The sequence below is a fragment of the uncultured Streptococcus sp. genome (assembly GCF_901875575.1).
Lineage (GTDB): Bacteria > Bacillota > Bacilli > Lactobacillales > Streptococcaceae > Streptococcus.
Genome location: NZ_CABFMF010000013.1, coordinates 26,598 through 37,442, shown reverse-complemented (window position 1 = coordinate 37,442; position 10,845 = coordinate 26,598). Strand labels below are relative to the sequence as shown.

Below are 10,845 nucleotides of genomic sequence, written 5' to 3'. Positions count from 1 at the left end.
CAACGTGCAGAGAAAGAAAAAGCCGTTGATACTACGAAAGCAGCAGAAGAGGCTAAGATTACAGCAGCAGACGATGCGGACAAAGTAGAAGCAGCCAAAACAGCTGGAGTGGCGGCTATCAAAGCAGTACATACAGCAGGCGATTTAAATGCAGTTAAAAATGCAGCGAAAGCAGATTTAGCGACAGCAGCGACAGAAGAAAAAGCAGAAATCGCAGGCGATAAGAGCTTAACCGCAGCCCAACGTGCAGAGAAAGAAAAAGCCGTTGATGATACGAAAGCAGCAGAAGAAGCTAAGATTATAGCAGCGGATGATGCGGACAAAGTAGCAACAGCCAAAACAGCTGGAGTGGCAGCTATTAAAGCAGTGCATACAGTTGGAAGTCTAGATGATGTCAAGGCAGCAGCAAAAGCAGAGTTAGCGACCGCAGCGGCAGAAGAAAAAGCAGAAATCGCAGGCGATAAGAGCTTAACAGCAGCCCAACGTGCAGAGAAAGAAAAAGCCGTTGATGATAAGAAAGCAGAAGAAGAAGCAAAAATTACAGCAGCAGATGATGCGGACAAAGTAGAAGCAGCCAAGACAGCTGGAGTGGCGGCTATCAAAGCAGTTCATACAGTTGGAAGTCTAGATGATGTCAAGGCAGCAGCGAAAGCATTACCTAATACTGGTACAGTAAAATCAACATTAGCTATTCCAGTTGCAATTACAAGTGCTTTACTTAGTTTAGGTCTTGTAGGAGGACGTCGTCGTAAAGAGGATGAAGAAGTTTAATCAGTATATTTACTTGCTCAAATAGCTAGCAAATTTGTAAGAGTCGAATAATTATCTAAAACCTCCAGGTTAGTGAATTCAATCATAGTTTCTAATCTGGAGGTTTTCATAGTGGATTGAAACTAGAATAGTGCACTACAACTGATAAAACATTTCTAGAAATTAATTTAACTTCCCTAATCGATTCGTTCATATCTTATTTCAATCTACTATATGGTTCAATTGACTATAAAACGACAGAGTTTACTAGAACTCTTCGCTCTTCAGATGAAGGAGAAGTTTATTGGGTGCAAAAAGACCAGATTCCAAACTTGGATCTGGCCTATGATATGTTACCCTTGATGGAAATGATGGAAGCTCCGGACAAATCTGAATTTTTTTACCCTCGCCGTACAGAAGACGATTGGGAAAAGAAAATCTTCTAGTCTTTTACTAAATAACCTAGCTGATCCAAGGCCTCCTCTATATAGTGGAGGTCTTGTTGCGTTTCTGCTTCAACTAGGTGATAATGAATACCATCTGTTAACTCAGAAATTGGCTTAAAGTCAGAACGTTCAACTTGTTCTAGAAAGTGTTGAACATCGCGGCGACAGGTCAGTTTTAGTAAGGTTTCAATCTCTCCATAAACGGGATGATCAATCAAGATATTTTGAATGCGACCACCATTATCTACGATAGCAAGTAATTCTCGTCCAATTTCTTCAACTTCATGCTTGACCTTAAATAATTTGTGATGATAAGTGTTTGCATTAGCATCTTTATAGATATAACCACGATTGGTAGATAGAATTGGGGCACCATCAGCTCTTAAAATTGCAATATCTTGGACAATAACTTGTCGAGTGACATGAAAGTGCTCAGCTAATCTTTGGCCATTGAGGGCTTTAGGAGCTTCTTTCAATAGTTGGAGCAGGGCTTGTTTACGATCTTTTGCCATAGTGATGCCTCTTAACGACGTTTTCGAAGCACTTTAAATACTGTAAGTGCTAATGTATAGTCTACCATACTATGGATGATTGTGCCAAATCCAACTAAGACAAATAGAACATAAAACATATTTTCTACATTGGTACCAGAAGTTGCGTAAAAAAGGACACAGGCTAATACTTCAGCAATGGCATGAATAATAGCTAAAACAAAGTTGAAAATCCAAGAGGTTTTGGAGTTTTCCAACGTTTCAGGAAATTTCTTCAAGTAAAAAGCTCCCAAAGTTCCAAAAAAGATATGCGAAAAAGCTCTAAAAACGATAACCATGGGATAGCCAGCCATCAAAAAACCAAAACTAGAGGCTATGATGACAAAGATGGCCATCAAGGGCGATAAGAACATGGCGATAAAAATAGCAATATGGCTTCCCAAAGTATAAGAAGCAGGTGGAATGACAATCTTAAAAGGCATAACAATTGGAATCAAAATTGCAATAGCCGTCAAGAGGGCAGTCATTGTCATAAATTGTGTCTTTTTCCGTATGTTCATAAGAACCTCCTTTTAACTGTATATACATTAGTATGGTACAATAAACAAGATAATAAAGCAAGGATTTACTTGGGTTTATAGGTCATTTTTAAGTTAATACTCTTCGAAAATCTTTTCAAATCCCGTCAGCTTCCATCTGCAACCTCAAAACAGTATTTTGAGCTGACTTCGTCAGTTCTATCCACAACCTCAAAACCGTATTTTGAGCAACCTGCAGCTAGCTTCCTAGTTTGCTCTTTGATTTTCATTGACTATAAATATTGGTAAAGATTTCACTAAAAGAAACTACATCAAACAAAATCTCCACCTTCAATCCTGAAAGTGGAGAATGTTTTTATTTTTTCAAAGTTTGTAGTCTTGGAACAATGGCTAGGGTTAGAACCGCGGAAATGACTAATTCGGCAATTGAATTTGTTGAGATAACGGTTGCTAGGAGCTTTTGGATATTACCATCAAAGACATTTCCAAAAAGGTAGAAAATTCCACCAAGTACAAAGACTGTGTTGGTAAGTGAACCAAGGGCACCTGCTAGAATTAGCCCAGCCTTGTTTTTCATTAGTTTATAGACCAGATAAGGAGTTAAACCAATCAAAATACGTGGGACGATGGCAATGATAGCTGAGTAGATGTTCCCATTTGGTACGAAAGGAGAGAAGAGGTAGCTTGTTGGTAGAATCGTAATCGTATTAACTGTCAAGCTAAGTAGTCCCATCAAAAATCCAAGTGTGACCCCAACGCGTGGTCCGTAGATAATGCTGGCAATAATGACAGGAATATGAACGATGGTCGGTTTGATTGGAAATGGGAAAAGGTTAAAGATAAGTGAGCTCAGAAAGTGTATCACGAGCATGGTTGCAAAAAAGATAGCAATAGGCGCAATATTAGAGCGTTTTTTCATCGAGAGTTTCCTTTATTCTTTCTAAAATAATTGTGAGGTCGGCTAAAGCTCCTCTTCCGTGGTCTCCACAAGCTAGTAGGGATTCCTTAGGAGCAATCAGCTGATAGCCGTAGGTTTCTAATGTTTTCAGATTAGCCTGAGTTGCTGGATGGTCATACATTTTTGTATTCATAGCAGGAGCTATTAGTTTGGGAATATGACTGGGCAAGGCTAGAGCTGTACAGGTTACCATGTTGTTCGCAAAGCCGTGGGCTAGTTTAGCAATAGTGTTGGCAGTAGCAGGGACAACGATAAAAAGGTCTGTTTCTTTTCCTCTTTCAATATGATTAACCTGATCAGGATAGGGTTCTTTCATGACATCCAAGTGGACGGAATTCTGTGAGAGTACCTGTAGTGTCAATGGTTGGATAAACTCTGTAGCAGCCTGAGTCATTAAAACAGTAACTTGATGACCTTGTTTTTTTAGAGAACTGACTAAATCTGCCGACTTGTAAGCGGCGATTGAACCTGTTACAGCCAAGAGAATGTTTGCCATAGCTTTCCTTTCTAAGAATGATAGGCTTGAATTTTTTCAAGGAGGAGTTTTGCAATTTCTTCTTTAGTCTGAACTGTTTGAAGCTGATCTTTTTCAACAAAGATAGCTCTGTGCTGGTTTGCTGAAATTTGAGTTAGGTCATTTGCTATGATTAAGTCTGCTTGGTTCTTGATAAGACTTTTTCGGGCAATCTCGATGAGATAATCTTCAGAAACATCAACCAGCAGTTTGAAACCAATCAGATGAATAGCAGGATTCCATTCCTTGACTAGAGAGATGATTTTGGGTGTTTTTTTCAGAAACAAAACCTGAACCTCATCAGTTGAAGAAATCTTAGCTTGATGATTCTGCTTGCTTAAAAATTCTTCTAAATTGGAGCTAGCCTGAACTTCCTCAAGCCCCGTCATATAAACAGGAGTGTAGTCAGACACGGCCATTGAGTGAATCAAGACCTGATAATCCTGAACCCGTTCTTTCATTTCAAGAAGAAGGTCCTTAGTATTGGTAATTTCTAGAATGCTTAGGTTAGGATGGGCTTCTGGCTTCACAGCTCGTTTTGTCGTCATTAAACAAACTTCATGCCCTGCAGCAAGCAAGGTTTCAGTGATGATTTTGCCCAAGCGACCTGTAGAATGGTTAGTGATAGAGCGGACGCTATCGATAGCTTCACTGGTACCGCCCGATGTAACTAAAATTTTCATAGCACTATTGTACACAAAAATAAACGGTAAGTAAAATGAAAGCGATAAAATTTTGGTAAAAGAAAAGAGTATAGTTTCAAACTATAAAACCATATAAAAATTAAGAAAGAAGGCTAAAATCCTTTAAAAACGCAAATTTTACGAACGTTAACAGAGTTCCTTTCTATTAAAAATCTGTTTTTTGTGTTATAATGAATTATCACATTAGAGGTTAGAGGAGTTTTGAATGAAAACAGATATTGAAATCGCACAGAGTATTGAGTTGAAACCAATCGTTGATGTTGTGGAGAAACTTGGTATTTCTTACGATGATTTAGAGTTGTACGGAAAGTACAAAGCTAAGCTCAGCTTTGATAAAATTCGTGCAGTTGAGAGCAATCCAGTTGGAAAATTGATTCTGGTTACTGCCATCAACCCAACACCTGCAGGTGAAGGGAAATCAACTATTACTATTGGTCTTGCGGATGCCTTGAACAAGATTGGCAAGAAAACAATGATTGCTATCCGCGAACCATCTCTTGGTCCAGTAATGGGGATTAAGGGTGGTGCTGCTGGAGGTGGTTATGCCCAAGTGCTGCCAATGGAAGACATCAATCTCCACTTTACTGGAGACATGCATGCCATTACAACTGCCAACAATGCGCTTTCTGCCTTGATTGACAACCACTTGCACCAAGGAAATGAGTTGGGAATTGATCAACGTCGTATCCTCTGGAAACGTGTTGTGGACTTGAACGACCGCGCCCTTCGCCATGTGACGGTTGGACTTGGTGGTCCTCTAAATGGTATTCCACGTGAGGATGGCTTTGATATTACCGTTGCTTCAGAGATCATGGCCATTCTTTGCTTGGCAACGGATATCGAGGACTTGAAACGCCGTTTGGCTAATATCGTTATCGGTTATCGCTATGACCGTACGCCTGTTTCTGTAGGTGATTTGCAGGTTGAGGGTGCCTTGGCTTTGATTTTGAAGGATGCGATTAAGCCAAACTTGGTTCAGACAATTTACGGAACACCTGCCTTTGTACATGGTGGTCCATTTGCCAATATTGCTCATGGATGTAATTCAGTCTTGGCAACAAGCACAGCCCTTCACTTGGCTGATTACACAGTTACTGAAGCTGGTTTTGGTGCAGACCTTGGTGCCGAGAAATTCCTTGATATCAAGACACCAAACTTGCCAACTTCTCCAGATGCAGTAGTTATTGTCGCAACCCTTCGTGCTCTTAAGATGAATGGTGGTGTGGCTAAAGATGCTCTGACTGAAGAAAATGTAGAAGCAGTTCGTGCAGGTTTTGCTAACTTGAAACGCCACGTTGAAAATATCCGTAAGTTTGGAGTACCTGCAGTTGTAGCTATCAACGAATTTGTATCTGATACAGAAGCTGAAATTGCCGCCTTGAAAGAACTTTGTGCCTCAATCGATGTACCAGTTGAGTTGGCAAGTGTCTGGGCTGATGGTGCAGAAGGTGGAGTAACTCTTGCTGAAACGGTTGTCAAGACTATCGCTGAAAACCCAGCTAACTACAAACGTTTGTATGACAATGACCTTTCTGTCCAAGAAAAGATTGAAAAGATTGTTACCGAAATCTACCGTGGTAGCAAAGTGAACTTTGAGAAGAAAGCTCAAACACAGATCGCTCAAATCGTTCAAAACGGTTGGGACAAATTGCCAATCTGTATGGCTAAGACCCAGTATAGCTTCTCAGACAATCCAAATGCACTTGGAGCACCTGAAAACTTTGAAATTACCATTCGCGAATTGGTGCCAAAATTAGGTGCAGGCTTCATCGTTGCCTTAACTGGTGATGTCATGACCATGCCAGGACTTCCAAAACGACCAGCAGCCCTCAACATGGATGTTGAAAGCGATGGAACAGTATTAGGCTTGTTCTAGTATAATGCAATTGACTTTAAATGAGTTTGGAAATTGTAATCCAAGCTCATTTTTTTATCTAGATATAAGGAGTTGCCTTCTAGACGTAACCAGTCTAGGTAAAGATATTTTCCCTGATTTCTGATATAATAGAAATATTGACTTCAAGAGTAAGGAAGAGAAGATGAACGCATTATTAAATGGAATGAATGACCGTCAGGCTGAGGCGGTGCAAACGACAGAAGGTCCCTTGTTAATCATGGCAGGGGCTGGTTCTGGAAAGACCCGTGTTTTGACCCACCGTATCGCTTATCTGATTGATGAAAAGCTGGTCAATCCTTGGAATATCTTGGCCATTACCTTTACCAACAAGGCTGCGCGTGAGATGAAAGAGCGTGCTTATAGCCTCAATCCAGCCACTCAGGACTGTTTAATTGCGACCTTCCACTCCATGTGTGTACGTATTTTGCGTCGTGATGCGGATCATATTGGTTACAACCGCAATTTCACTATTGTGGATCCTGGTGAACAGCGAACTCTCATGAAACGCATTCTTAAGCAGTTGAACTTGGATCCTAAAAAATGGAATGAACGAACTATTTTGGGGACCATATCCAATGCTAAGAATGACTTGATTGATGATGTAGCTTATGCCGCCCAAGCTGGAGATATGTACACGCAAATCGTGGCTCAGTGTTATTCAACCTATCAGAAAGAGCTTCGTCAGTCTGAGTCTGTTGACTTTGACGATTTGATTATGTTGACCCTACGTCTCTTTGATCAAAATCCTGATGTCTTGACCTATTACCAGCAGAAGTTCCAGTACATCCACGTTGATGAGTATCAAGATACCAACCATGCCCAGTATCAATTGGTCAAACTCTTGGCTTCCCGTTTTAAAAATATCTGTGTTGTTGGGGATGCGGATCAGTCTATCTACGGTTGGCGTGGTGCTGATATGCAGAATATTTTGGACTTTGAAAAGGATTACCCCCAAGCCAAGGTTGTTTTGTTGGAGGAGAATTACCGTTCCACCAAAACCATTCTGCAAGCGGCCAACGAGGTCATTAAAAACAATAAAAATCGCCGTCCTAAGAATCTCTGGACTCAAAATGCTGATGGGGAACAAATCGTTTACTATCGTGCCAATGATGAGCTAGATGAGGCTGTATTTGTAGCCAAAACTATTGATGAACTTGGTCGCAGTCAAAACTTCCTTCACAAGGATTTTGCAGTTCTTTATCGTACTAATGCGCAGTCCCGTACTATTGAGGAAGCCTTGCTCAAGTCAAATATCCCTTATACCATGATTGGCGGAACCAAGTTCTACAGCCGTAAGGAGATTCGCGATATTATCGCTTACCTTAACCTCATTGCTAATTTGAGTGACAATATCAGTTTTGAGCGTATTATCAACGAGCCTAAACGTGGAATTGGGCCAGGTACTGTTGAGAAAATTCGTGACTTTGCAAATATGCAGGACATGTCCATGCTAGATGCTTCAGCCAATATTATGTTGTCTGGTATCAAGGGTAAAGCAGCCCAGTCTATCTGGGATTTTGCCAATATGGTTCTGGATTTGCGGGAGCAGCTAGACCACTTAACTATTACAGAATTGGTTGAGGCGGTTCTAGAAAAAACAGGTTACGTTGATATTCTTAATGCCCAAGCAACTCTGGAAAGTAAGGCTCGGGTTGAAAATATAGAAGAGTTCCTTTCTGTGACGAAAAACTTTGATGATACCTCTGATGGTCCAGAAGAAGAAACTGGTCTGGATAAACTGAGTCGTTTCTTAAATGACTTGGCTTTGATTGCAGACACAGATACAGGTAGTCAGGAGACATCAGAAGTGACCCTAATGACCCTGCATGCTGCCAAAGGTCTCGAGTTTCCAGTTGTCTTTTTGATTGGGATGGAGGAAAATGTTTTTCCACTGAGTCGAGCAGCTGAAGACCCTGACGAACTAGAAGAAGAACGTCGTTTGGCCTATGTTGGTATCACGCGTGCTGAGAAGGTTCTCTATCTAACAAATGCTAATTCTCGTTTACTCTTTGGTCGTACTAGCTACAATCGCCCTACACGTTTTATCAATGAAATTAGTTCAGACTTGCTTGAATACCAAGGTTTAGCTCGACCAGCCAACACTAGCTTTAAGGCGTCATACAGCAGTGGTGGAATAGCTTTTGGGCAAGGCATGAGCTTGGCACAGGCACTTCAGGATCGTAAACGAAATGCCTCTCCAACATCTATCCAATCTAGTGCTTTGCCTTTTGGACAATTTGCTTCAGGTGAGAAAGAAACTTCAACTGATACTAGTTGGTCTATTGGGGATATTGCTCTACACAAAAAATGGGGAGAAGGAACTGTCCTTGAAGTTTCAGGTAGCGGTGCAACACAGGAATTGAAAATCAATTTTCCTGAAGTGGGTCTGAAAAAATTACTTGCCAGTGTTGCTCCAATTGAGAAAAAAATCTAATTTTCAATCCTGCTCACGAATAATAAAGTGAGGAGGATTTTTATGTACAGTATTTCATTTCAAGAAGATTCACTATTGCCAAGAGAAAGATTAGTTAAGGAGGGTGTTGAGGCACTAAGCAATCAAGAATTATTAGCAATTTTACTTAGAACTGGGACACGTCAAGCAAGTGTTTTTGAAATTGCCCAAAAAGTCTTAAATAGTATCAGCTCTTTAACGGATTTAAAAAAAATGACCTTGCAAGAATTGCAAGGATTGTCAGGGATTGGACGAATAAAGGCTATTGAATTACAAGCTATGATAGAATTAGGTCATCGTATCCAAAAAAAAGAAACGCTAGAGATGGAATCTATTCTTAGTAGTCAAAAACTAGCTAAAAAAATGCAACAGGAACTGGGAGATAAAAAACAAGAGCACCTGGTGGCGCTCTATCTCAATACTCAAAATCAAATCATCCATCAACAGACCATTTTTATCGGCTCAGCTACTCGCAGTATTGCTGAACCACGAGAGATTCTACATTATGCAATCAAGCACATGGCGACATCTGTAATATTGGTACATAATCATCCTTCAGGAGCCGTATCTCCAAGTAGCAATGATAATCATGTAACCAAACTAGTAAAGGAAGCCTGTGAGCTTATGGGGCTTGTTCTTTTAGATCATTTAATTGTCTCTCATTCCGATTATTTTAGTTACAGGGAAAAGACTGACTTGATTTAAAGTTTATTGACAACATAATCAAAAAGTGTTTTATCTTTGGGACGATTTTCAAATAGAAATTCTGGATGCCATTGGACACCGAGAAAGGCGAAATCATCCGTACTCATGACAGCTTCAATAATACCATCTTTTGGGTCGTGGGCGATAACCTTAAGATTAGGTGCCAAATCTTTTATACTTTGATGGTGGAAGGAGTTGATATGGGAGATTTCTCCATAGATTTCACGAAGAATGTTATCTGGCTCAGTAACTAGGCGTTGAGTTGTATACTCAACAGAGGAATCTTGCCAGTGGCCTTCGATATCTTGATATAAAGTTCCACCCATGGCAACGTTAAAGAGTTGAGTCCCACGACAGACAGAAAAAATAGGCTTTTTCTGTTTAATAGCTTCCTTGATGAGGGCCAGTTCGAAGAGATCTCTTTGAAGGTGGTAGTCATCGCTATCAATGGTTTTCAGTTCGCCATAGAATTTTGGATCGACATTTTGCCCACCTGTCAAGATGAGCTTGTCAATCAAACTAATATAGTGGCTAGCCATTTCTTGATCACCAATCGGTAGGATGATGGGAATTCCTCCAGCGTCTTTAACTCCTTCAACAAAGTTTTTTGCTGCGTAGCTCATCATGATGTCATCATCTGGATGAGTTTTTTCGTTTCCTGTAATCCCAATAACTGGTTTTTTCATAAAATGATTTTCGCTTTCTAATCCTCTTTTCGCATGAAATAGAGGAGGGTTTGTAGTTCACTTGTTAAATCAACATACTGAACTACAATATCTTTTGGTAAGTTAAGATGGACTGGGGAAAAGCTGAGTATACCTTTTACTCCAGCATCAACCAAAAGACTTGCAACTTCTTGTGATTTAACACTCGGTACTGTTAAGATAGCAGTTTTTACATTTGCATCTTTAATTTTTTCCTTAATTTGAGAAATTCCATAAATTGGAATACCATCAGGAGTTTCTGTTCCTACTTCAGGATGGTCATCCAGATCAAATGCCATGATAATTTTCATCTTGTTACGTTCATGGAATCGGTAGTGGAGAAGGGCATGACCCATATTTCCGATTCCAACCAACATAACATTGGTAATAGAGTTATCATTCAATAAATCAGCAAAAAAGTTCATTAGTTTTTTGACATCATAACCAAAACCACGTCGCCCTAGTTCTCCAAAATAGGAAAAATCACGACGAACGGTTGCAGAATCAATACCAATAGCCTCAGCAATTTGTTTGGAATTTGCACGTTCAATTTTTTCTGCATTAAATCTCTTAAAAATTCTATAATAGAGAGAGAGTCTTTTTGCTGTTGCTTTTGGAATAGCAGCATGTTTATCTTTCACAATATCACAACCTTTCTTATCTACTATTTTATAGAAAGATTGTG

12 protein-coding genes and 1 pseudogene are annotated in these 10,845 nt (G+C 40.0%); 5 read left to right on the top strand and 8 right to left on the bottom strand.

What is annotated here, in order from left to right:
* Both QZ114_RS05330 and QZ114_RS05325 read left to right on the top strand, forming a co-directional pair.
* A partial coding sequence (locus QZ114_RS05330) for a DUF1542 domain-containing protein (protein ID WP_295500612.1) occupies positions 1 to 771 on the top strand: 771 nt, incomplete at its 5' end.
* 227 nt (positions 772 to 998) lie between these two features.
* Positions 999 to 1,196 (top strand): annotated as a pseudogene (locus QZ114_RS05325) (NTP pyrophosphohydrolase); the annotation flags it as partial.
* On the opposite strand, the gene QZ114_RS05320 reads toward QZ114_RS05325, so the two are convergent.
* The 6 genes from QZ114_RS05320 to coaB form a co-directional block, all read right to left on the bottom strand.
* Complete coding sequence (locus QZ114_RS05320; RefSeq protein WP_295500609.1) at positions 1,193 to 1,708, bottom strand: transcription repressor NadR; 516 nt, start codon at positions 1,706 to 1,708, stop codon at positions 1,193 to 1,195. The pseudogene QZ114_RS05325 and the gene QZ114_RS05320 sit on opposite strands and share 4 nt — an antisense overlap.
* A gap of 11 nt (positions 1,709 to 1,719) precedes the next feature.
* Positions 1,720 to 2,247: an ECF transporter S component gene (locus tag QZ114_RS05315; RefSeq protein WP_295500607.1), complete on the bottom strand. Its 528-nt coding sequence runs from the start codon at positions 2,245 to 2,247 to the stop codon at positions 1,720 to 1,722.
* Positions 2,248 to 2,372: 125 nt separating this feature from the next.
* Positions 2,373 to 2,495: a hypothetical protein gene (locus QZ114_RS05310; RefSeq protein WP_295500603.1), complete on the bottom strand. Its 123-nt coding sequence runs from the start codon at positions 2,493 to 2,495 to the stop codon at positions 2,373 to 2,375.
* An 86-nt stretch (positions 2,496 to 2,581) separates the two neighbouring features.
* Entirely contained in the window at positions 2,582 to 3,145 is a 564-nt protein-coding gene (locus tag QZ114_RS05305; protein ID WP_049539770.1) for an ECF transporter S component, read from the bottom strand.
* Positions 3,129 to 3,680 (bottom strand): phosphopantothenoylcysteine decarboxylase, encoded by a 552-nt coding sequence (coaC, locus tag QZ114_RS05300; RefSeq protein ID WP_295500599.1) that lies wholly within the window; start codon positions 3,678 to 3,680, stop codon positions 3,129 to 3,131. Before coaC ends, QZ114_RS05305 begins: the two co-directional genes overlap by 17 nt.
* A gap of 11 nt (positions 3,681 to 3,691) precedes the next feature.
* The gene (coaB, locus tag QZ114_RS05295) at positions 3,692 to 4,381 is read right to left on the bottom strand and encodes a phosphopantothenate--cysteine ligase (protein ID WP_295500596.1); all 690 of its coding nucleotides are present in this window, start codon (positions 4,379 to 4,381) and stop codon (positions 3,692 to 3,694) included.
* Positions 4,382 to 4,607: 226 nt separating this feature from the next.
* On the opposite strand from coaB, the gene QZ114_RS05290 reads away from it, so the two are divergent.
* The 3 genes from QZ114_RS05290 (at position 4,608) to radC (ending at position 9,456) form a co-directional block, all read left to right on the top strand.
* Positions 4,608 to 6,278 carry a formate--tetrahydrofolate ligase gene (locus QZ114_RS05290; RefSeq protein WP_261042572.1) on the top strand — a complete coding sequence of 557 codons (1,671 nt, stop codon included), beginning with the start codon at positions 4,608 to 4,610 and terminating at the stop codon, positions 6,276 to 6,278.
* 163 nt (positions 6,279 to 6,441) lie between these two features.
* Positions 6,442 to 8,733: a DNA helicase PcrA gene (gene pcrA / locus QZ114_RS05285; RefSeq protein WP_295500592.1), complete on the top strand. Its 2,292-nt coding sequence runs from the start codon at positions 6,442 to 6,444 to the stop codon at positions 8,731 to 8,733.
* Between the two features lie 42 nt (positions 8,734 to 8,775).
* Positions 8,776 to 9,456 carry a DNA repair protein RadC gene (gene radC, locus QZ114_RS05280; protein ID WP_295500589.1) on the top strand — a complete coding sequence of 227 codons (681 nt, stop codon included), beginning with the start codon at positions 8,776 to 8,778 and terminating at the stop codon, positions 9,454 to 9,456.
* Here radC and QZ114_RS05275 read toward each other — a convergent pair.
* Positions 9,453 to 10,142: a gamma-glutamyl-gamma-aminobutyrate hydrolase family protein gene (locus tag QZ114_RS05275; RefSeq protein WP_295500586.1), complete on the bottom strand. Its 690-nt coding sequence runs from the start codon at positions 10,140 to 10,142 to the stop codon at positions 9,453 to 9,455. The genes radC and QZ114_RS05275 overlap by 4 nt on opposite strands.
* A gap of 17 nt (positions 10,143 to 10,159) precedes the next feature.
* On the bottom strand, positions 10,160 to 10,801 hold the full coding sequence (locus tag QZ114_RS05270; RefSeq protein ID WP_295500583.1) for a redox-sensing transcriptional repressor Rex: 642 nt from the start codon (positions 10,799 to 10,801) through the stop codon (positions 10,160 to 10,162).
* Positions 10,802 to 10,845: the final 44 nt, after the last annotated feature.

Bases quoted from the DNA above. Each gene is read 5' to 3' on its own strand.
- QZ114_RS05320 (WP_295500609.1), bottom strand. From the start codon at position 1,708: ATGGCAAAAGATCGTAAACAAGCCCTGCTCCAACTATTGAAAGAAGCT.
- QZ114_RS05315 (WP_295500607.1), bottom strand. From the start codon at position 2,247: ATGAACATACGGAAAAAGACACAATTTATGACAATGACTGCCCTCTTG.
- QZ114_RS05310 (WP_295500603.1), bottom strand. From the start codon at position 2,495: ATGAAAATCAAAGAGCAAACTAGGAAGCTAGCTGCAGGTTGCTCAAAA.
- QZ114_RS05305 (WP_049539770.1), bottom strand. From the start codon at position 3,145: ATGAAAAAACGCTCTAATATTGCGCCTATTGCTATCTTTTTTGCAACC.
- coaC (WP_295500599.1), bottom strand. From the start codon at position 3,680: ATGGCAAACATTCTCTTGGCTGTAACAGGTTCAATCGCCGCTTACAAG.
- coaB (WP_295500596.1), bottom strand. From the start codon at position 4,381: ATGAAAATTTTAGTTACATCGGGCGGTACCAGTGAAGCTATCGATAGC.
- QZ114_RS05290 (WP_261042572.1), top strand. From the start codon at position 4,608: ATGAAAACAGATATTGAAATCGCACAGAGTATTGAGTTGAAACCAATC.
- pcrA (WP_295500592.1), top strand. From the start codon at position 6,442: ATGAACGCATTATTAAATGGAATGAATGACCGTCAGGCTGAGGCGGTG.
- radC (WP_295500589.1), top strand. From the start codon at position 8,776: ATGTACAGTATTTCATTTCAAGAAGATTCACTATTGCCAAGAGAAAGA.
- QZ114_RS05275 (WP_295500586.1), bottom strand. From the start codon at position 10,142: ATGAAAAAACCAGTTATTGGGATTACAGGAAACGAAAAAACTCATCCA.